Consider the following 20757-nt stretch of genomic DNA (forward strand, 5'->3'; position numbering starts at 1 on the left):
ACGGCACCATCCGCACACCGCACCGCTCCCCGGGTCGGCCCGGGGGGTGGCGAGAGGAGAACCCATGTCGCTCGACGTCTCACCGGCCCTGCTCGAAAAGGCCGAGCGAGGCGAGGTCGACGAGAGGGAATTCGTCGACTGCGTCCGTACCTCCCTGCCCTACGCCTGGAACCTGATCAGCTCGCTGGTCGCCCAGCTCCAGGTGGACGGCACCAGCTTCGCCGACAACCAGGTGCCGCCGCCGGACGAGCAGGCCCGTGGCCAGCTGCTGCGCGCGCTGGCGAGCGACGCCATCCGGGGCGCCCTCCAGCGGCACTTCGGTGTCCGCCTCGCCTTCCAGAACTGCCACCGGGTTGCGGTGTTCGCCCCTGTCGAGGAGACCGAGGGCCGGTTCGAGCGGTTCACCTCCGTGCGGGCGCAGCTGCTCAACCAGTCGCCGGAGCTGCGTGACTGCTGACCCCGGCCCGTCCCTGCGGTGAGGCGTCCCCGACGGCGCTCCGCGCATCGCCTCATCGCAGGAGCGGTAGGACGTCCGAGCCGAGCCGGGTGACGTTCCCCAGGGTCGCCGCGCGGTCCCCTGAGCCCTCCACCAGCAGCGCGAAGCGGCGCACGCCGGTGCGCTCGGCGGTGGCCAGCATCCGGTCGGCGCAGAGCTTCGGAGTACCGACCGCGTGCAGGTCGCAAAGCAGCTCGGTGTAGTCGCGGGGGTCGCGCATCCGCCGCTCCCGGCCGTCCACCGTGCGGTGGGCGCCGAGCCCGTACCGGAACCACTCCGGCATCGCGGCGAGCAGGGTGGTACGCGCCTCCGCCGTGCTGTCGGCCACCTGGGCCACCCCCGCCGCCACATGGCCGCGCTCGGCGCGCGCGATCTGCTCCGGGGTACGGCCGGCCGCACGGGCCATGGCCCGGTAGGCGGCCACCATCTCCTGCTTGTCCTCGTCGCCCGAGTGCATGCCCAGCAGCATCGGCAGCCCGCGCTCGGCGGCCAGCCGCAGCGAGCTGCGCGAGGTGCAGGCGACCACCACGGGCGGTCCGCCGGCGGCGGGTGTGATCCGGGCAGCGCCGGGGGCGGCGGGCGGGCGGGTGGAGTCCGAGCGCTGCCGGGGGAAGGCCGGCCGGGTGTGCGGTTCCGGCCGGTGTCGAGGGCTGTGGACCGGCCCGCCGTGGACCGGCCCGCCGGAGGCGGGTACGGGCGGCTCGGTGGCCCGGGGCACCACCGGGACCTCGGGGAAGGCGAACGCCGGGCCGTCCGCGCCGACCCGGGAGCCGCGCAGCCAGCGCAGCAGCAGGTCGAGCCGCTCCGCGAAGCCGGTCTCATAGGCGGCGACCCCGGTGCCGAAGACCGCCAGGTCCACCCAGGGCCCGCCCCGGCCGACCCCGAGGGTGAAGCGCCCGCCCGAGGTGAGGTGCAGCAGCGCCGCCTGCTCGCCCAGCGCCACCGGGTGCGCCGTGGAGAGTACGCTCACGGCGGTGCCGACCGTGATCCGGCGGGTGCGGCCGAGCAGCAGCGCGGCCAGCGTGGCGGCGTCGGGGCAGACCCCGTACGGCACGAAGTGGTGCTCGGCGAGCCAGACGCTGTCCAGCCCGGCGCGCTCGGCGGCCACCGCCGCGCTCACCGTGCGCTCCAGTGCCTCCGCGTGCCGCTGCCCGGGGAACTGCGCGGAGAGCAGGAAGGCCCCGGCGTGGATGGCGTCGACCGGTGCGTCGGCCGTGGCCCCAGCGCCGACGCCGGTCGCGGCTCTCGTGTCGGTCATCGGGTCTCCCTCGGTCGTGCGGGGTCCGCAGCCCCGCCTCTTCACCCCCGTGAGTAACCCATGTCATGTGCCATTGGCACGCCGATCGGGGGATCTGGCAGAAGATCGGGTGTAAATCGCGTGATCGGCTGACGCCTTCCTGGGATGCGTGCTATGCCGCCGCTGCGGACCCCCTACCCTGGACGGGGGAGGGCGCCGTCGCGATCAGGGGTCCGCACCCCCTTGTGCCGCCGCCAGGAAGGGAACCGCCGTGTCGCCGCGCCGCAACCGCCCCCGAGGGGCCGACAACGGGCCCGACCAGCCGAACGCCCCCGCCGGGAGTTCCCTGCTCCAGCGCACCGAGGTCTACCGGGGCGAGGACTGGGTGGTGCGGACCGTCGCCGGCACCGCCGGCCGCCACTACCGCTGCCCGGGCTGCGACCAGGAGATCCCGCCGGGCGTCGGCCATGTGGTGGCCTGGCCGATGGACGGCGCCGGGGTCGAGGACCGGCGGCACTGGCACCGGGCCTGCTGGAACGCCCGGGAGCGCCGCACCTCCAACCTGCTGCGCGGGCGCGGGGCGCCGCGCTACTGACGGCCGTGGCCGGCGGCGCCGGTCAGACGTCCCGCCGGTCAGACGTCCCGCCGGGAGACCACCCGGTACGCCACCGCCAGCAGCACGGCGGTGAGCACGGCCAGGACGCCCAGCAGCTGCCACCCGCTGGTCCGCGGATCCAGCCCCTCGCCGAAGATCGCGGCGGAGATGGAGACCGGCGAGTACCTGATCAGATAGCGGCCGAGCGTCTCCCCGGCGAAGAGGCCCAGGATGATCGGCAGCAGCACAAAGCCGATCATCGCGGCGATTGCGCCCGCGCTGTGCCGCAGCAGCGCGCCCACCGCCAGCGACATCAGGCCGATCACCGCCAGGTAGAGGCCGCCGCCGACCACGGTGCGCAGGATCTGCTCCGGCGGCGGACTGCCCGCCTGGCCGCCCAGCACCACCAGCGCGAACAGGGTGAAGAGCCCGACCGTGACGGTGCCCAGCGTGAAGACCAGGCCGAAGAAGACCAGGGCCTTGGCGGTGAGCATCCGGGCGCGCTGCGGGCAGGCGGTCAGCGTGGTGCGGATCATGCCGGTGCCGTACTCGGAGGAGATGGTGAGCACGCCCAGCGCGATGACCGCGAGCTGGCCGATCAGAAAGCCGCCGAAGCCCAGGCCCAGGAGGTCGTCGCCCTGGCGGGTCCTGCCGTTGGCGAAGAGCACCGCGAGACCGCCGATGCCCACGATGAAGCAGGTCATCAGCGCCAGCGTCCAGACCGTGGACCGGACGCTGCGGATCTTGATCCACTCCGAGGCCAGCGCATGGCTCAGCCGGGCCTGCTGGACCGGGATCGGGGAGGTGTACGGATGCGCCATCGCTCAGCCCTCGCTCTCGCCGCCGCGACCGGGGGCCATGTCATACGGGTCCGCCGACGGCATCCCCGACCGGTACTCCACCGCGCCCTGGGTGAGGCGCATATACGCCTCCTCCAGCGACGCCTGGTGCGGCGACAGCTCATACAGCCGGATGGAGTGCTCATGCGCCAGGTTGCTGATCCGGGCCGGCGTCACCCCGGTGACCTTGAGCGCGCCGTCCTGCTCGGCCTCGGTCCCGGCACCGGCGTCGGCGAGCACCTTGGCCAGCCGGTCCCGCTGCTCCCCGGCGCCGTCGGGGGTCCGCACCCGGACGAAGCCGGCGGAGTGGCGGTCGATGAACTCCCGGACGCTCATGTCGGCCAGCAGCCGCCCCTGGCCGATGACGACCAGATGGTCGGCGGTGAGCGCCATCTCGCTCATCAGATGGGAGGAGACAAAGACCGTACGGCCCTCCGAGGCGAGCCGCCGCATCAGGGTGCGCACCCAGTGGATGCCCTCCGGGTCCAGGCCGTTCACCGGCTCGTCGAAGAGCAGCACCTCCGGGTCGCCCAGCAGCGCCGTCGCGATGCCCAGCCGCTGCCCCATGCCGAGCGAGAACCCGCCGGAGCGGCGGTCGGCCACCTCGGACAGCCCGACGATCTCCAGTACCTCGTCCACCCGCTGCCGGGGCAGGCCCGCCAACCGGGCCATCGACAGCAGGTGGTTGCGGGCGCTGCGCCCGCCGTGCACGGCCTTGGCGTCCAGCAGGGCACCGACCTTGCGGGCGGCGTTGGGCAGCTCCCGGTAGGGGTACCCGCCGATGGTGACCGTGCCGGAGGTGGGCGCGTCCAGGCCGAGGACCATCCGCATGGTGGTCGACTTGCCGGAGCCGTTGGGGCCCAGGAAGCCGGTGACGACGCCGGGGCGCACCTGGAAGGAGAGCTGCTCCACGGCGGTCTTGGGACCGTAGCGCTTGGTGAGGCCGTCTGCCTCGATCATGCGGGGAGTCCTTAGGAAGGGGCTGGGGGAGGGGCCGACGGGGCTCACCCCATCACGTCTGCTCCCTCCCCCGCAGCCCCGGCAGCCTCAACCGCCCCCGCTGTGACAGGATCCGTACACGCCGAGCCGTCGGCCCTAGGCGTCCCGGCGGCTCAGCATCAGCCAGCCGCCCAGCAGCGCCGCAGCCGCCCAGAGCGCGCAGATGCCCAGCCCCGTCCACGGCCCGTACGGGGAGCCCGGCGCCAGATAGACCGAGGTGACCTCGGACCCGGCCCGGTCGGGGAAGTACCGCGCCACCGTCTTCACCTTGGGGACGCTGGAGAGGATCGGCGACACCAGGAAGAAGAACGGCATCAGGACGCCCAGCGACAGCGTCTGGTTGCGCAGCATCGCCGCGACACCGACCGAGAAGAGGCAGATCAGCGTCATATAGAGGGCGGCGCCGATCACCACCCGCAGCACATGCGGAGCGCCCAGCGTGGTGCCGTGCGAGCCCAGCAGCGCCTGGCCCAGCAGGAACGAGACAAAGCTGGTCAGCAGCGCCACCACCAGCACCAGGGCCAGCACCACCGATGCCTTCCCGGTCAGCAGCTGGCCGCGACGCGGCACCGCCGCCAGCGAGGCCCGGATCATGCCGGTGCTGTACTCGTTGCCGACCACCAGCACACCGAAGACGATCACCGCCAGCTGCCCCAGGAACATGCCCGCGAAGCTGGTGGAGGCGGCGTCGAAGGGGGTAGTGGCGTCCCGGGTGGCCTCGGTGAAGTTGCTGTTGATGACGGCGCAGATCACTGCGGACAGGCCGACGGTCACCACAAAGGCGGCGGCCAGGGTGACGATGGTGGACCGCACCGTACGGATCTTGGTCCACTCGGAGAGCAGGACCGCTGCGGGTGCCGCCATGTCAGGACTCCTTCTTCTTCCGCTTGCCGCCGGACGGCTGCTGCCAGCCCGCCCCCCACGCCGCGATCGGCCCGTCCGCCTGCCCGTCAGCGGCGGCTCCGTCACCGGCCGCGCCGTCACCGGCCGCGTGGTACTCCACCGACTCTGCGGTCATCCGCATGAACGCCTCCTCCAGCGAGGCACGCTGCGGGCTCAGCTCATGCAGCACCACGCCGCCCGCCGCCGCCAGCTCGCCGATCCTCGCCGCGTCGCCGCCCACCACCTCGTAGGCGCCGTCGGCCGCCGGCTCGGGCACGATGCCCTCGGCGGAGAGCGCATCCAGCAGCTGCTCCGGCTGCGGAGTGCGGACCCGGACGGTGGAGCGCGAGTTCCGGTCGATGAACTCCGTCATCGGCAGATCGGCCAGCAGCCGCCCACGGCCGATCACCACCAGATGGTCGGCGGTGACCGCCATCTCGCTCATCAGATGGGAGGAGACAAAGACCGTACGGCCCTCGGAGGCCAGCCGCTTCATCAGATTGCGGACCCAGAGGATGCCCTCCGGGTCCAGACCGTTCACCGGCTCGTCGAACATCAGGATCTGCGGGTCGCCCAGCAGCGCCGCCGCGATACCCAGCCGCTGGCCCATGCCCAGCGAGAAACCGCCGGACCGCCGGTTCGCCACCTCCTGGAGGCCCACCAGCGCCAGCACCTCATCGACCCGCCGGGCCGGAATGCTGTTGCTCTGGGCCAGCCACAGCAGATGGCTGCGGGCGCTGCGGCCCGGGTGGACGGCCTTGGCCTCCAGCAGCGCGCCTATGTACTTGACCGGCTCGCGCAACTGCGCGTACTTCCTGCCGTCGATCGTGACCCGGCCGGAGGTCGGCCGGTCCAGGTCCAGGATCATCCGCATGGTGGTGGACTTGCCCGCCCCATTCGGGCCCAGGAAACCGGTCACCACGCCGGGTGGGATGGTGAAGCTCAAGCGGTCCACGGCGAGCTTCGTCCCGTAGCGCTTGGTCAGCTCGTGCAACTCGATCATCGGTGCTCGCTCCCAGACGGGCGTCGGCGGGCCTTGGCGCATCGTGCGCTCCCACAGGCTACGCCGTTCCGGTGACCACCATGCCTGGGCATCCTGCCGCCCGCGCAGCCGGCCCCGCCGGACCCACGCGAGGCGGGACTTCCCAGCCGCACCCGCCGCGGCCGGGAAGTCCCGCAGGAACCGGTTCCCCGGTCAGCGGCTCTGCTGAGCCGGCAGGCTGCGACCGAGGTCGTCGTCGCTGCTGCCACCGGCGGCGGCCACTGCCGCACCGGTGAGCGTGGCCAGCATCTCGCGGACGTTGGTCAGCTGCGCGTTGATCGAGTCGCGGCGGTTGGTCAGCGCCGCCAGCTCGCGCTCGGACTCGCTGCGGACCCGGTCGGCCTTGGCGTTGGCGTCCGCCACGATGTCCTCGGCCTGGCGCTGTGCGGTCTCCACCGTCTGGCGGGCCCGGCGCTCGGCGTCGGTACGCAGCTTCTCGGCCTCCAGGCGCAGCTGCTCCGCCCGGTGCTCGATCTCCGCCAGCCGCTTCTCCGCCTTGGCCTGACGCGCGGCCAGGTCACGCTCGGACTGCTCGCGGCGCTTGGCCAGGTTGGTCTCGAAGTCGGCGGCGGCCTGCGCGGCCTTGGCGCGGGTCTCCTCGAAGAGGGCGTCCGCCTCCTCGCGCTTGTTCTGCGCGTCCTTGGTGGCCTCGGCGCGCAGCTGGGCGGCGTCGCTGTTCGCCTTGTCGACGATGCGCTGGCCCTCGTCCTCGGACTTGGCCTTGCGGTCCTTGGCGTAGGTCTCGGCCTCGGAACGCACCTGCTGCGCCGCTGCCTCGGCCAGCTCGCGGTGCTGCTCGGCGGCGCGCTGCGCCTCCTCGCGCAGGTCCTTGGCCTCTTCCTCGGCCAGCCGCAGGATCTTCTCCACCCGGGCGCCGAGGCCCGCGTAGGAAGGCTCGGCGTCGGTGACGGCGGCCTGCGCGTTCTGGGTCTCGAGGTGCAGCTCCTCGATGCGCTTCTCCAGCGCCGAGATACGGGAGAGGGCACTGTCCCGGTCACTGACCAGCTTGGTGATGCGCTCGTCGACCTGGGCGCGCTCGTACCCGCGGCGCACGACGTCGAAGCCGTGCGGAGAGTGAGTGTCGCTCATGGGGATGGGGTTCCTGTCGTAAGACCGGTGAGGTGATAGGGGGAATCCTGGCACGAAACCGGAGTGTCATCGAGCAGAAGCCGAGGGTTGATGGAGAATGTCCGCTCAATCGGGTGGTGAGCTGTCAGCACGCTTTCCACCCGACCGTGCGGAGCCCACTCCGGCCCCTGCCCTGGCGCCCCCGTCGCGGCCTCCGGCACTGCCGCCCGCCTTGCCTGAACTGCCTCCCCCGTTGCGCTGACCGGCCGCCGAGGGGGCTTCGAAAGCCTCCAGCGCCGACAGCACGTCCTGGACTCGTGCGATCTCGGTGTTGATGTCCTTCCGGCGGCGTACCAGCTCGTCCAGCTCCCGCCGTCCCGAGTCGGTGGCGCGCTGGGCCTCCTCGCGGGCCTCCGCGACGATCCGCTCGGCCTCCTCGCGGGCGAGGCGCAGCTTCTCCTCGGCCTCCTCGGCGGCCTCCCGCAGCCGCTTCTCCACCTCGGTCGACGCCTTCTCCAGCCGCTCCTCGGACTCCTCCTGAGCGGACGCCAGATGCCCCTCGGCCTCGGTACGGCGGCGCTTGGCCTCCGCCTCGGAGTCGGCGAGCTTCTGCTCGGCCTCCTTGAGCAGCGCCTCGGCCTTCTTCACGGCGGCGATCCGCACCTTGCTGGCCTCGGAGGACGCCTCGGAGCCCAGCGTGGACGCCCGCTCCTCGGCGGCGGCGACCAGCGCGGCGGCCCGCTCCTCGGCCTCCGCCACCGTCTCCACCGCCAGCTCCTCGGCCTCGGTCAGCTGCTCCTGGGCGGCGGCCACCAGCTTGTCCACCCGCTCGCCGGCCGACTTCAGCGCCTCTGCGGCCTCCTTGCGGGCCCGCTCGTGCAGCGCCTCCACCTCGGCGTCGGTGCGGTCGCGCAGCTCCTCGGCGCGCTCCCGGATCGCGGTGGAGTCCCGGCGGGCCTCCGCCAGCAGCGCGTCCGCGTCGGCCCGAGCCCGCTCCACCGCCGCCTGGCCCTCCGCGGTGCCCTCGGCGACCAGCCGGTCGGCGCCCTTGCGGGCGGCGGCCACCATGGCGTCCGCCTGCTCCTCGGCGGCGGCGGTGGTGGCCAGCGCGGCGGTCTGCGCCTCGGTGGCCAGCGCCTCCGCGTCGGCCTGCGCCTGCCGGACCAGCGCTGCGGCCCGGTCCTCCGCCTCGGCGAGGGTACGGGCGGCTGCGGCCCGGGTGGCGGCGGCGTACTCCTCCGCCTCCGCCCGGGCGGCGGCGGCCAGTTCGTCGGCCTCGGTGAGCACCCGGGTGGCGTCCGCGTCGGCGGCGGCCCGCCGGTCGCGGCCGTATGCCTCGGCGGACTCCCGCTCGGCCTCGGCCTCCGCCCGGATCCGTGCCGCGTACCCGTCGGCCTCGGCGTGCAGCCGGGAGGCGTCGTCGGCGGCCTCCTGGCGCAGCCGGGCGGTCTCGGCGTCGACCCGGGCCCGCAGCTCGGCGGTCTCCCGGTCGGCGGTCTCGCGCAGTTCGGCGGTCTCCCGGGCGGCGGCCGTCCGCACCTCGGCGGCCTCCCGCTCGGCGTCCGCGCGCAGCTGGGCGGTCTGCCGCTCCGCCGCCTCGTACAGGCCCGCCACCGACTGGCGGACCTCGGCGGCCTCGTCCTCGGCGGTGGCGACCAGCCGGGCGGCCCGGCGCTCCGCCTCGGCGAGGGTGCGGTCGGACTCGGCGCGGGCGTGCTCCAGCTGCTCGGCGGCCTCGGCGGTGAGCCGCGCCGCCTCCTCGCTGGCCGCGGTGCGGTCCTGCTCGGCCTCGGCGGCCAGCGCCGCCGCCCGGGACTCCGCGTCGGCCATCAGCTCGGCGCCCAGCTGCTCGGCGGCCTCCTGCGACTGGCGGGCCTCCTCGCGCATCCGGGCGGTCTCCGTCTCGGCGTCCGCCCGCAGCCGCTCGGCCTCGGCCTGTGCCTCGGCGCGCAGCCGGACCGCCTCGGCCTCGGCCTCGGCCCGCTTGGCGGCCACCTCGGCGGCGACCCTGGTCCGGGCCTCCTCCACCTCGGCGGCGGCCTCGGCACGCACCTGCTCGGCCTCCCGCGCGGACCGCTCGGCGAGCTCCGCCGCCTGCTGCGCCGCCTCCTGGGATGCCTGCTCGGCGGCGGTCAGCAGCCGGGTGGTCTCGGTGCGGTCGCGCAGCAGGCCCTCGGCGGCCTCCTCCCGCTCCCGCGCCGCCTCCTCGCGCAGCGCGAGCGCGTATGCCTCGGCATCGGCCCGGTGGGCCTGGGCGGCGGCCTCCGTCTCGGCGCGCAGCGCCTGTGCGGCGGTGTCGGCCTCCGCGCGCACCCGGGCCGAGAACTCCTCGGCCTCCCGGCGCACCGCCTCGGTCTGCTCGGCGGCCTGCCGTGCCAGCTCGGCGGCCTCCTGCTCGGCGGTCTCCACCGTACGGTCGCGCAGCTGCTCGGCCTCGGCGGTGATCTTCTCGGACTCGGTACGGGCCCGGTCCAGCACCTGCTCGGCGCGGCTCTGGATCTCCGCCGCCCGCTCCTTGGCCTGCTCGCGCAGCCGCTCCACCTCGCCGGCGGCGCCCGCCCGCAGGTCGTCGGCGTCCGCCTTGGCCCGGGTCAGCAGCTCCTCGGCGCTGTGCGCGGCCTCCTCGATCCGCACCACGGCCTGGCGGCGGGCCTCGCTGCGGGCGCGCTCGGCCTCGGCTGCGGCGTCGGCGCGCAGCTGCTCGGCCTCGGCCCGCAGCCGGGCCGCCTCGTCGTGCATCTCCTGGATCCGGGCGCGGATGTCCGCCGTCTCGTCCAGCGCGGCGCTCTGCGTCTGCTCGGCGGCGGCCTGCGCCTCGGCCCGCAGCCGGTCCACCTCGGCCTTGGCCTCGGCGCGGATCCGCTCGGCCTCGGCGGCGGCCTCCGCGCGGGTGGACCCGGCCTCGGCGGTGGCCCGCGCCACCACGTCCTCGGCGGTCCGCGCCGCCTTGGCCAGGTGCACGGTGGCGTCCTTGGCGCCCTCGCTGCGGCCCTGCTCCAGGGCCTCGGAGCGGAGCGCCTCGGCGGTGGCCTCGGCCTCGGCCCTGATCCGCTCGGCCTCCTCGGCGGCGGCCGCCCGGACGGCGTCCGCCTCGGACTTGATCCGCTCGGCGTCCTTGGTGGCGTTGGCCACCATGCGGGCGATCTCCGCCTTGGCGGTCGAGGTGCGCTGCTCGCTGGCGGCCTCGGTGTCGGAGACCCGCCGCTCGGCGGCGGCCTCGGCGTCGGCCTGCAACTGCTCGGCGGCCCGCTCGGCCTCGGCGCGCAGCTCGGCGGCCTCCCGGCGGGCGCGCTCGGCCTCGGCTGCGGCGTCGGCGCGCAACTGCTCGGCCTCCGCCCGCAGCCGCTCCACCTCGGCCTGGGACTGCGCCAGGGACTGCTCGGCCAGGGCCTTGGCCTCGGCCGTCTCCTGCTTGAGCCGTTCGATCTCGGCCTGGGCGGCGGCGAGCCTGCTCTCCGCCTCGCTGGCGGCGCTGCCGCGCAGCCGCTCGGCCTGGGAGGCGGCCTCCTGGGCCTGCTCGGCGGCGGCCTTCAGCAGCCGCTCGGCCTGCTGCTGGGCGCGTTGCAGGGCCCGCTCGGCGTCGGCGCGGGTGGACTCGACGTCGGCTGCGGTCTGCGCGCGGGCCTGGTCGGCGACGGCGGCGGCCTCGGCGCGGGCGGCGGCCAGCATCCGCTCCGCCTCCAGCCGGGACTCCTGGAGCAGCCGCTGGGACTCCTGCTCGGTGCCGGCCCGGGCCTGCTCGGCCCAGTTGACGTTCTCGCTGACGTGCCGCTCGGCGTTGCGCCGCAGCTCGGCCAGCTCCTCCTCCAGCCGCTGCCGGCGGGCCTGGGCCTCGGCCTGCATCTCGGCCTCGATGCGGGCGGACCGCTCGGCGGCCTCCGCCATCAGCCGCTGGGTGGCCGCCTGGGACTCGCGCAGCTGCCGCTCGGCGTCCGCCCGCAGCTGCTGTGCCTGCATCTCGGCGTTGCGCAGCAACTGCTCGGCCTGCCCGGCCACGGAGTCGAAGGCGCGCGGCTGGGCCAGCTGCCGACGGGATTCGTGCAGCTTGGCCCGGAGGACCTCCACCTGGTAGCCGAGGTCCTCGGCATGCTCGACGGCCTTGTCCCGCTCCGTCCGAAGCCGGTCCATCTCGGCCTCGAACTTGGAGAGGTGATCGTCAACCTCGTAGCGGTCGTAGCCCCGCACTCCGCGGTCCCATCCATCTCCTGGTCGCGTCCTCGACCCGCGCGGGATTCCGATTCCCCTGCCCTGACTGGGATCGGCCCCGGCGGACCCTTGCACCTGCGGCCGGTGGACTCCACCCCGGGTGACGAGGGGTCCTCCGGCACGGTCGGAGCGCGCCCGACCGGGTGAGCTCCTCGACGAACTGTTGCCTTACCCGAGAATGGTGACAGATTCCCACACGGCCTTCAGCCTCCGGCTGCGGCTGTCGCCCTCCCCGGTGCGGCTCCCTCCGGCAATCCTGCCGTCGGACACCGTCCGCCGCCCGCACGCTGCTGCCCTGCTCGTCCCCTTACGTCCGCGCGCCTGCCGGCCTGCGCCCCAGCGACCCGTTTCCGCACGGGTTTCGGCGCACCCGGGCATTGTAGTCGTGCGACGGCGGCCCGCACCGGCCGCCTCCGGCTTTTCCTTGGTTTACCGGCGGGTTCGACCCTCTCTGCGGGGTTCTGCCCGCACGGTGCGCCCCGGGATGTGGAAAAGTCGCGGAGGAACCGTGCGGGCTCGGCGCTCGGCGGTCAGTGCTCGGTCTGCTCGGCGTGCTCGGCGTGTGCCCCGGTGGCGGCGGTCACCAACTCGGTGAGGACACCGCCGCAGTCCTTGGGGTGCAGAAAGGTGATGCGCGACCCCATCGAGCCCTTCCGGGGCTCGTCGTACAGCACCCGGACGCCCTTGCCCCGGATCTCGGCGGCGTCCGCGTCCACGTCCGCGGTGCCGAAGGCGATGTGGTGCACGCCCTCCCCGTTCTTCGCCAGCCACTTGGCGACGGTGGAGTCCTCCCGGACCGGCTCCAGGAGCTGGAGGTACGAGGCGCCCCCGTCGTCGGTGCCGTTGATGCGCAGCATGGCCTCGCGCACCCCCTGCTCCTCGTTGACCTCACTGTGGAAGACCTCGAAGCCGTAGGTGGAGCGGTAGAACTCCACCGTTCGGTCCAAGTCGAAGCAGGCGATGCCGATGTGGTCGATGCGGGTCAGCAAGGGGACCTCCGTCAGGATCGGGCATTCCCGGGACCCACAGTCCAGCGCATCCGGCGGTCGGCGACCAGTGGAGCGTCTTGCGAGCCTGCTCACACAGGGTGTGACCGGTGCGTCCGATCCGTCCGATCCGCCCCGGGCACGCCCATACTGGGATCGACGGGTGCGGTCGGCGGCCGGTGGGTGCGGCAGCGCGAAACCGGTCGGCGACGTGCCCGTGATCACACTCCGGCTGCGGTGACGGCGGGATTACGGCTCAGTACATTGGGCGAAAACCCTCACCTGGGCCCTGCCCACCGGCCCGTACGGCCGCCCGACCCTCCTCCGGCCCCTGGCCGGGGGGACCCCCATGGCGACGGGGTCGAGGCCGACGACCCACCGTGCCGGGGCCCGTAGCATGACGCGCAAAGGGGCTCGTTCCATATGACCGGATCCGCCGGCACCACCTCTGTCATCGTCGCGGGTGCGCGCACCCCGATGGGCCGCCTGCTCGGTTCGCTGAAGGGCTTCTCGGGCGCCGACCTCGGTGCCTTCGCCATCAGGGCGGCCCTGGAGCGGGCCGGGATCAGCGGCGACCAGGTGCAGTACGTGATCATGGGCCAGGTGCTCCAGGCCGGCGCCGGCCAGATGCCCGCCCGGCAGGCCGCAGTCAAGGCCGGCATCCCGATGAGCGTCCCCTCGCTCACCGTCAACAAGGTCTGCCTCTCCGGTCTGGACGCCATCGCCCTGGCCGACCAGCTGATCCGGGCGGGTGAGTTCGACATCGTGGTGGCCGGCGGCCAGGAGTCCATGACCAACGCCCCGCACCTGCTCCCCAAGTCGCGCGAGGGCTACAAGTACGGCTCCATCCAGCTGCTGGACGCCATGGCGCACGACGGCCTCACCGACGCCTTCGAGAACGTCGCCATGGGCGAGTCCACCGAGAAGCACAACACCCGGCTGGGCATCGGCCGGGAGGTCCAGGACGAGGTCGCCGCCCTCTCCCACCAGCGGGCCGCCGCCGCCCAGAAGAACGGCCTCTTCGAGGCGGAGATCGTCCCCGTCGAGATCCCGCAGCGCAAGGGCGACCCGGTGCTCTTCAGCCAGGACGAGGGCATCCGTCCGGAGACCACCGCCGAGTCGCTGGGCCGGCTGCGCCCCGCCTTCAGCAAGGACGGCACCATCACCGCCGGGACCTCCTCGCAGATCTCCGACGGCGCCGCCGCGGTGGTCGTGATGAGCCGGGCCAAGGCCGAGGAGCTGGGCCTGGAGTGGATCGCCGAGATCGGCGCCCACGGCAATGTGGCCGGGCCGGACAACTCGCTCCAATCCCAGCCGTCCAACGCCATCGCGCATGCGCTGGCCAAGGAGGGCCTGGCCGTCGGCGACCTGGACCTGATCGAGATCAACGAGGCGTTCGCCGCCGTCGCCGTGCAGTCCATGAAGGACCTGGGCGTCACCACCGACAAGGTCAATGTCAACGGCGGCGCCATCGCGCTCGGCCACCCCATCGGGATGTCCGGCGCCCGCATCGTGCTGCACCTGGCGCTTGAGCTGAAGCGCCGGGGCGGCGGCGTCGGCGCTGCCGCCCTCTGCGGCGGCGGCGGCCAGGGCGACGCCCTGATCGTCCGGGTGCCCCGGGCCTGACCCACGGGTCGGGGGGTGCCTCCGGGGCTCCGCCCCGGAGGCACCCTCCTTGTGTCCCGCCCCGCCTGCCTCTGCGCCCCGCCCCGGGGCACACCCCTTGCGTACGGTCCCCCGGCCACCCTTCGCGTCCCGCTCCCCGGATACTCCTCGCCTCCAGCCTCCCGCCCCCGTCCCACCCCTCGCCTCCCGCCTCACCCCTCGCGTCCCGTCTCCCGCCTCACTCCTTGCGTCCCGCCCCCCACTCCTTGCGTCCCGCCTCCCGTCCCACTCCTTGCGTCCCGCCTCCCGCCTCACCCCTCGCGTCCCGCCCCCCCACTCCTTGCGACCACCGACTGCCGGAAGAGATGACCTTCATGATCGATGTGCCGACGCTGGTGGAGCAGGCGCGGCAGGGCCGCCCCCGTGCGGTGGCCCGGCTGATCTCGCTGGTGGAGAACGCCTCCCCGCACCTGCGGGAGGTGATGGCCGCGCTCGCCCCCTACACCGGCCGCGCCTACACGGTGGGGCTCACCGGTTCGCCGGGCGTCGGCAAGTCCACCTCCACCTCCGCGCTGGTCACCGCCTACCGCAAGCGCGGCAAGCGGGTCGGCGTGCTGGCCGTCGACCCCTCCTCGCCGTTCTCCGGCGGGGCGCTGCTCGGTGACCGGGTGCGGATGCAGGACCACGCCACCGACCCCGAGGTCTACATCCGCTCCATGGCGACCCGAGGCCACCTGGGCGGGCTCTCCTGGGCGGCACCGCAGGCGCTGCGGGTGCTGGACGCGGCCGGCTGCGAGGTGATCCTGGTGGAGACGGTCGGGGTGGGCCAGTCCGAGGTGGAGATCGCGGCGCAGGCCGACACCACCGTGGTGCTGCTGGCCCCGGGCATGGGCGACGGCATCCAGGCGGCCAAGGCGGGCATCCTGGAGATCGGCGACGTCTTTGTGGTCAACAAGGCGGACCGGGACGGCGCCGACGCCACCGTCCGGGAACTGGGCCATATGCTCGCGCTGGGCGAGTCCCGCAAGCCGGGCGACTGGCGTCCGCCGATCGTCAAGACGGTGGCGGCGCGCTCCGAGGGCGTGGACGAGACGGTCGAGGCGCTGGAGAAGCACCGCGCCTGGATGGAGGAGCGCGGCGAGCTGGCCGCCCGCCGCCGGCGCCGGGCCGGTGACGAGGTCGAGGCCATCGCGGTGGCGGCGCTGCGCAGCCGGATGGGCGACCTGCACGGCGACCGCCGGCTGGAGTCGCTGGCCGAGCGGGTGGCGGCGGGCACCCTGGACCCGTACGCGGCCGCCGATGAGCTGGTGGACGGCGTCACCCAGGCTTGAGCAGGCCGGTCAGCCTCGGCCGCGCAGCGCCCGCAGATGCTCGGCGACGGGGGCCAGCGCCTCGTACAGCGCGGCGATCTGGTCCTCGTCGAAGCGGTCGATGAAGTGGTGCCGGACGCTGCGCACATGCTCCGGGGCGACCTTGCGCAGCACCTCCCAGCCCTTGTCGGTGAGGACCGCGTACAGGCCCCGGCGGTCGCCCGGACAGCCCTCGCGGACCACCAGCCCGGACTTCTCCATCCGGGTGATCTGGTGCGAGAGGCGGCTCTTGGACTGGAGGGTGGCCGTGGCCAGGTCGGTCATCCGCATCCGGCGCTTGGACTCCTCGGAGAGCACCACCAGGATCTCGTAGTCGTTCATGGCCAGCCCGTGCGGCTGGAGCTCCCGACCCAGCTGGTACTCCAGCAGCCGGCTCACATCGAGGTGGGCACGCCACAGCCGCTGCTCCTGGGCGGTGAGCCAGGGCGCCCGGTCCTCAGCCGGGGTGTCGGCGGCCGGGGATGCGGTATGCGTGTCCATGCGGTCATGATACCTGATGAAGTTGAACTTTGTACAAAGGTCGGGGTCCGCGCCGCTGCGGCCCCCGACCCACCACCTGACCCGCAGGAGGCGTCAGAGCCCGAAGCGCCGCCCCAGGTCGCCCAGCCCCGGGACCTGCTGGCCGCCGCCGTACGGCCGACCGGTCTGCGAGGCGGCGCCCGCACCCGGGATACCCGCCTCGTTGGGCACCCGGCCGATGTCGATGTCGGCCATCAACTGCTCGGACGACTGGAGCAGCACCTGCCCCGCGCCGATGAACTCGAACTGGTGCTCCTCGCCGGAGACCCCGCCCAGCCCGGTCAGCTGCCGGATGCCGCCCAGGACGCCCCGCAGATAGCTGTGGTCGTAGTGGTGGCAGGGGGACGGGCAGTCGGCCCAGCCGACCAGCGCCTGCGGATCGACCCGGATCGGCGGCTCCACGAAGTGCACCGGCCCATTGGACGCCGCCACGAACTTGCCGGTGCCGATCAGGGTGAGGAACCCCGGGATGATCGACTGCTTCAGCGACAGCTCGGGGTCGAACGCCAGCAGATTGCCGGACCGGACCGTGAGGTTGCCGTCCTCCAGGTCGTAGGAGTTCAGGTCGAACGCCCGGTCGGCCAGGATCATCTTGCCCTGACCCTCCGCAACCACCCAGTCGGCGGCGTGCAGCGGCGAGTGGAAGCTCTTGCCGATCAGGGAGTCCAGCGGCCCATGGCCGATGCCATGGAACTGGATGTTCCCGTAGTACGCGACCATCTTCCCCTTCTGGAGGAAGTACTGGCCGTTGAGGTCCACCGAGAAGGCATGGTCGTTGACGTTGTCGTTGCTGGGCAGCGAGTGCGCGTCATGCACCACCGGACCGCCCGCCGGCGTCTGCGGCAGCGGCGGCCCGCCGAACTGCTGCGGCGGGTAGCCCTGTTGCGGGTAGCCCTGCTGCGGCGGGTACCCCGGGGGCTGCGGCGAGTAGGACATCAGAGCTTCTCCTCACTGGCCTGCACATAGACCATCCCGTGGCCGGACAGCTCCAGCTGGAATGCCTCACCCGAACCCCGGCCGATCATGTCGCGCCAACCCAGCGCCGAGGACAGCTTGTTGCGGACGTCGCCCCGGTGCGCCACATACGCCTGCGGGTCCACATGGATCGGCTGCTGCGGGCTGATCGGCAGCTCGATGACGCCCCCGTGGGCCATCACCGCCACCGAGCCCTGGCCGCTGAGCTGGGTGGTGAAGAGCCCCTGCCCGGTCACCTGGCCGCGTACCAGGCCCATCACCCCGCCCTGCGAGCCCATGAACATGGTGGACTGCTGAAGGGTGCCGTCGAAGGCGAGCAGCCGGTCGGCCTCCACATAGAGGGTGTCGCCGGTGAGGTCGATCACATGCACATGGTGCCCGCCGTGCCCGAACATCACCCGGCCCTGGCCCTCGACCGTCATCAGCGGGGTGTCCTCATTGGCCACCCGGCGGCCGAGCATCGACATCATGCCGCCCTGGCCGCCCATCAGATTGGGCGCGAAGGTGACCTGCCCGCTGTAGGCGAGCATCGCGCCGCGCTGGCTGAACACCCGCTGGCCGGGGAAGAGCTGGGCCTCGACCATCTTCCCGTTGATCCTGGTGAACGGCATCAGACGTTACCGCCGATCGTGCTGCGCTCCGACGGCTGCACATACACCAGGCCGTCGCCGGTGAACTCGATCTGCATCGCCTCGCCGCCCCCCTCGCCGAAGAAGGTGCTGAACCCCGCCCCGGACTTGAAACCCCGGTTGAGGTTGCCGGTGTGCGCGATGTACGCGCCCGGGTCGACCCGCAGCGGCATCCCCTGGGAGACCCGCAGGATGATCGCCGGTCCGTCCGACATCACCGCCGCCCAACCCTGGCCCTCCACCTTGGTGGTGAAGAGGCCGTTGCCGGAGGCCGCGCCGTGCAACCCGGTGAAGGAGGTGCCGGTACGGAGCGTCGCCTCGGTGCAGAGCAGGTTGTCGGCCTCGACAAAGAGCGTCTCGCCGTTCAGCCGGACCAGGTTCACCTCGGTGGCCCGGTCCGCGAAGTAGCAGGTACCCTGCCCCTTCACCTCCATCACGGTCATCTGCTCACCGGTCAGACGGCGCGTCACCATGCCACGCAGGCCGTCACCCCCGCCCGTGAGCTTCTTGAACGACATCTGGCCGCTGTAGGCGACCATGGACCCGTTGCGGGCCTTGACGGCGTCGCCCATCATGTCGACGGCGAGCACCTTGGACCCCTGGAGCCGAAACTGTGCCACGGGCCACAAGGTAACGGCGACCGGTCCGGTAGGCGAGAGGCACGCGCCGTACCGGTACCGATCCGGGACATTCCAGGGACAGCCGGGCGCGCTTCAGTCCGCCGCAGCGGCCGCAGCCGCCGGGTCGGCCGTCGGAATCACGGCTGTGACGGCGGCTGTGACGTGGCTCGCAACGGGTGCCCTGCGGCGGGGGAGCGGAGTGCGGATGGTGATAATGGGGGCGAGCTTGTGCGTCCGTTCACAAGCATCCGCCCCCATGTCAGTGAGGTCATCCGCCGTGAAGAGCAGCGCCGTCCACCGTCTGCGCCTCGTCTCCGCCCCCGAGGCCGCCTCCTTCCTCGTCCTGCTGGTCTGCGCGGTGCTCAAGCGCACCACCGAGTTCAATGCGGTGCCGGTGATGGGCATGGTGCACGGCGTGCTCTTCGTCCTCTATCTGCTCTTCCTCGCCGACGCCTGGAAGAAGCAGCGCTGGGACGCCCGGCGCGGGGTGCTGATGCTCGTGCTCTCCGTCCTGCCCGCCGGGGGCTTCTTCGCCGAGCGGATGCTGGCCCGCGAGGAGCGGGAGGGCTACACGCCGGCCGGGGCCGCAGAGGCCGCAGAGGCCGCAGAGGCCGCAGAGAAGGCCGCCGCCTGATGATCGTCGCCTTCTCGGTCACCCCGCTGGGCGTGGGTGAGGACGTCGGAGAGTATGTCGCTGAGGCGGTGCGGGTGGTCCGGGAGTCCGGCCTGCCCAACCGTACCGACGCCATGTTCACCTCGGTCGAGGGCGAGTGGGACGAGGTGATGGCCGTGGTCAGGCGGGCCGTCGACACCGTCGTCGCCCGCGCCCCCCGGGTCAGCGTGGTGATCAAGGCGGACATCCGCCCCGGAGTGGTGGACGGCCTCACCGCCAAGGTCGACTCCGTCGAGCGGTATCTCGCCTCGGAGTCGGACCAGAGATGAGCCAGGGGCCCGGGCGCACCGCCCGGGCCCCTGGAGGGCATCGCGTCAGTTGACGTTGACGCCGGTCCACGCGGCGGCGACCGCGTTGTACTCGGTGGAGCCGCTGCCGTAGAGGTCCTTGGCGGCGTTGAGGGTGGCGGTGCGGGCGGACGCGTAGTTGGTGGTCGAGGTCATGTAGACGGTCAGCGCCCGGTACCAGACGGCGGCGGCCTTGTCGCGGCCGATGCCGGTGACCGTGCTGCCGCTGTAGGTGGGGCTGTTGTAGCTGACGCCGTTGATGCTCTTGGCGCCGCTGCCCTCGGCCAGCAGGTAGAAGAAGTGGTTGGCGACGCCCGAGGAGTAGTGGACGTCGAGGTTCTTCACGCTGGACGACCAGTAGTCGGCGGAGGCGCCGTCCTTGGACGGCTTGTCCATGTAGCGCAGCGGCGTGCCATTGCCGTTGATGTTGATCAGCTCGCCGATGAGGTAGTCCGGCTTGTCGGTGGGCAGGTTGGCGTAGAACTCCACCATGGTGCCGAAGATGTCCGAGGTCGCCTCGTTGAGGCCGCCGGACTCGCCCGAGTAGTTGAGGCGCGCGGTGCGGCTGGTGACACCGTGGCTCATCTCATGGCCGGCGACGTCCAGTTCGGTGAGCGGGTGGGTGTTGCCCGAGCCGTCGCCGTAGGTCATGCAGAAGCAGGAGTCGTCCCAGAAGGCATTGACGTAGTTCTTGCCGTAGTGGACGCGGCTGTAGGCGCCCTTGCCGTCGTTGGCGATGCCGTTGCGGCCGAAGGTGTTCTTGTAGAAGTCCCAGGTGACGGCGGCGCCGTACTGGGCGTCCACCGCCGCCGACTGGCCGTTGGAGACGGTGCCGGTGCCCCAGATGTTGTCGGCGTCGGTGTAGAGGGTGCCGCTGCCGCTGGTCTTGCCCGCCAGGTCGGTCGTGTACTGGTTGCCCCGGGAGGCGTCCTTCAGCTGGTAGGTCGAGCCGGACTGGGTGGTGGTCAGCGGGACCGTGCCCACGAAGATGCCCTGGCCGGTGCCGGCCGCGGTCTGGATCGCCTCGTGCTGCTGGAGCACGGCGCCCGAGGCGGCGTCGGTGACCACATGCTGCTCGCTCGGGGTGCCGTCGGCGCGGGTGCCGCTGACCACGGTCTCGTACGCCAGCCGGGGGGTGCCCGAGGCGGCCCAGACGACCAGCTGCGGGGCGTCGGCCGTGCCGACCGCCGCCAGCGGCGCCTCGTCCTTGTCGGAGGTGTCGCCCACCAGCGCCTTGACGGTGGTGGTCGCCTTGGCGGCGGCCTTGGCCGAGGTGAGGCCGGGGGTGAGGCTCTTCAGGTCGAGGGCGCGGCCGGTGGCCCGGTCCACGGACTTCACGGCGCCGCCGGCGGTCTGGTGCACCACCAGGTCGCCGCCGAGCACGGGCAGGCCGCCGTAGGTGCGGTCGTAGCGCAGGTGGCGGGTGCCATCGGCGTCCACCACGACATCCCTGACGACCAGCTTCTCCTGGCTGCCGAGGGCCAGCGACCGGGCCAGGCCGGGCGCCTGGGTGGTGGCCTGCTCGACCAGCTGGGCTCGCTGCCCGGCGGCGGCCGGACCCGAGAGCGACCCGGGAAGGGCATTGGCCGTACCGGTGCTCGCCTGTATGCCCACGACGAGCATGGCCGAGGCCGAGAGGAGGGCTCCGGCTGTCAGCTTTCGCTTCACTGTGTTCCCTTTCGGTACCACCGCGGGTGCGCGGTCGCGCCTCGCTCCGGGGCGTCGGGTG

18 protein-coding genes and 1 pseudogene are annotated in these 20757 nt (G+C 73.0%); 6 read left to right on the forward strand and 13 right to left on the reverse strand.

Annotation, left to right across the window (positions count from 1 at the left end):
* Positions 1-64 precede the first annotated feature (64 nt).
* Positions 65-457, forward strand: a complete 393-nt coding sequence (locus C7M71_RS20815) for an SCO5389 family protein (RefSeq protein WP_111492794.1) — start codon at positions 65-67, stop codon at positions 455-457.
* A gap of 52 nt (positions 458-509) precedes the next feature.
* Here the strand turns inward: C7M71_RS20815 and C7M71_RS20820 are convergent, their stop codons facing one another.
* Complete coding sequence (locus C7M71_RS20820) at positions 510-1688, reverse strand: LLM class flavin-dependent oxidoreductase (protein WP_111492801.1); 1179 nt, start codon at positions 1686-1688, stop codon at positions 510-512.
* Between the two features lie 316 nt (positions 1689-2004).
* Between C7M71_RS20820 and C7M71_RS20825 the strand changes: the two genes are divergently transcribed.
* The gene (locus tag C7M71_RS20825; protein ID WP_111492795.1) at positions 2005-2328 is read left to right on the forward strand and encodes an ATP/GTP-binding protein; all 324 of its coding nucleotides are present in this window, start codon (positions 2005-2007) and stop codon (positions 2326-2328) included.
* A 38-nt stretch (positions 2329-2366) separates the two neighbouring features.
* Here C7M71_RS20825 and C7M71_RS20830 read toward each other — a convergent pair whose 3' ends face one another.
* The 7 genes and pseudogenes from C7M71_RS20830 to mce all read right to left on the reverse strand — a co-directional run bounded on the left by C7M71_RS20830 (position 2367) and on the right by mce (position 12353).
* Positions 2367-3149, reverse strand: coding sequence for an ABC transporter permease (locus C7M71_RS20830; RefSeq protein WP_111492796.1), 783 nt, complete (start codon positions 3147-3149; stop codon positions 2367-2369).
* 21 nt (positions 3150-3170) lie between these two features.
* Positions 3171-4127, reverse strand: a pseudogene (locus tag C7M71_RS20835) (ABC transporter ATP-binding protein); the annotation flags it as partial.
* Positions 4128-4262: 135 nt separating this feature from the next.
* Positions 4263-5030, reverse strand: a complete 768-nt coding sequence (locus C7M71_RS20840; protein ID WP_111492798.1) for an ABC transporter permease subunit — start codon at positions 5028-5030, stop codon at positions 4263-4265.
* A 1-nt stretch (position 5031) separates the two neighbouring features.
* The gene (locus C7M71_RS20845; RefSeq protein WP_111492799.1) at positions 5032-6051 is read right to left on the reverse strand and encodes an ABC transporter ATP-binding protein; all 1020 of its coding nucleotides are present in this window, start codon (positions 6049-6051) and stop codon (positions 5032-5034) included.
* Between the two features lie 192 nt (positions 6052-6243).
* Positions 6244-7179 carry a coiled-coil domain-containing protein gene (locus tag C7M71_RS20850; protein WP_111492800.1) on the reverse strand — a complete coding sequence of 312 codons (936 nt, stop codon included), beginning with the start codon at positions 7177-7179 and terminating at the stop codon, positions 6244-6246.
* Between the two features lie 105 nt (positions 7180-7284).
* Positions 7285-11343: a hypothetical protein gene (locus tag C7M71_RS20855; protein ID WP_114914464.1), complete on the reverse strand. Its 4059-nt coding sequence runs from the start codon at positions 11341-11343 to the stop codon at positions 7285-7287.
* Between the two features lie 551 nt (positions 11344-11894).
* A complete protein-coding gene (gene mce, locus C7M71_RS20860; RefSeq protein WP_111491523.1) occupies positions 11895-12353 on the reverse strand; it encodes a methylmalonyl-CoA epimerase in 459 nt (152 codons plus the stop codon).
* Between the two features lie 420 nt (positions 12354-12773).
* Between mce and C7M71_RS20865 the strand changes: the two genes are divergently transcribed.
* Both C7M71_RS20865 and meaB read left to right on the forward strand, forming a co-directional pair.
* Positions 12774-13976 (forward strand): acetyl-CoA C-acetyltransferase, encoded by a 1203-nt coding sequence (locus tag C7M71_RS20865; protein ID WP_111491522.1) that lies wholly within the window; start codon positions 12774-12776, stop codon positions 13974-13976.
* Between the two features lie 353 nt (positions 13977-14329).
* Positions 14330-15286, forward strand: coding sequence for a methylmalonyl Co-A mutase-associated GTPase MeaB (meaB, locus tag C7M71_RS20870; protein WP_111491526.1), 957 nt, complete (start codon positions 14330-14332; stop codon positions 15284-15286).
* Positions 15287-15295: 9 nt separating this feature from the next.
* Here the strand turns inward: meaB and C7M71_RS20875 are convergent, their stop codons facing one another.
* The 4 genes from C7M71_RS20875 to C7M71_RS20890 all read right to left on the reverse strand — a co-directional run bounded on the left by C7M71_RS20875 (position 15296) and on the right by C7M71_RS20890 (position 18068).
* Complete coding sequence (locus C7M71_RS20875; protein ID WP_111491521.1) at positions 15296-15805, reverse strand: MarR family winged helix-turn-helix transcriptional regulator; 510 nt, start codon at positions 15803-15805, stop codon at positions 15296-15298.
* 93 nt (positions 15806-15898) lie between these two features.
* On the reverse strand, positions 15899-16780 hold the full coding sequence (locus C7M71_RS20880) for an AIM24 family protein (protein ID WP_111491520.1): 882 nt from the start codon (positions 16778-16780) through the stop codon (positions 15899-15901).
* Entirely contained in the window at positions 16780-17430 is a 651-nt protein-coding gene (locus C7M71_RS20885) for an AIM24 family protein (RefSeq protein ID WP_111491518.1), read from the reverse strand. Before C7M71_RS20885 ends, C7M71_RS20880 begins: the two co-directional genes overlap by 1 nt.
* Positions 17430-18068 (reverse strand): AIM24 family protein, encoded by a 639-nt coding sequence (locus C7M71_RS20890; protein WP_111491516.1) that lies wholly within the window; start codon positions 18066-18068, stop codon positions 17430-17432. Before C7M71_RS20890 ends, C7M71_RS20885 begins: the two co-directional genes overlap by 1 nt.
* A gap of 256 nt (positions 18069-18324) precedes the next feature.
* Here C7M71_RS20890 and C7M71_RS20895 point away from each other — a divergent pair, with 256 nt between their 5' ends.
* Together C7M71_RS20895 and C7M71_RS20900 are read left to right on the forward strand one after the other, a co-directional pair.
* Positions 18325-18702, forward strand: coding sequence for a DUF3817 domain-containing protein (locus C7M71_RS20895; protein ID WP_111491514.1), 378 nt, complete (start codon positions 18325-18327; stop codon positions 18700-18702).
* Positions 18702-19010, forward strand: coding sequence for an MTH1187 family thiamine-binding protein (locus C7M71_RS20900; protein WP_111491513.1), 309 nt, complete (start codon positions 18702-18704; stop codon positions 19008-19010). Before C7M71_RS20895 ends, C7M71_RS20900 begins: the two co-directional genes overlap by 1 nt.
* A gap of 45 nt (positions 19011-19055) precedes the next feature.
* Here C7M71_RS20900 and C7M71_RS20905 read toward each other — a convergent pair whose 3' ends face one another.
* A complete protein-coding gene (locus C7M71_RS20905; protein ID WP_111491511.1) occupies positions 19056-20651 on the reverse strand; it encodes a M4 family metallopeptidase in 1596 nt (531 codons plus the stop codon).
* Between the last annotated feature and the right edge of the window lie 106 nt (positions 20652-20757).

It is taken from the genome of Peterkaempfera bronchialis (assembly GCF_003258605.2).
Lineage (GTDB): Bacteria > Actinomycetota > Actinomycetes > Streptomycetales > Streptomycetaceae > Peterkaempfera > Peterkaempfera bronchialis.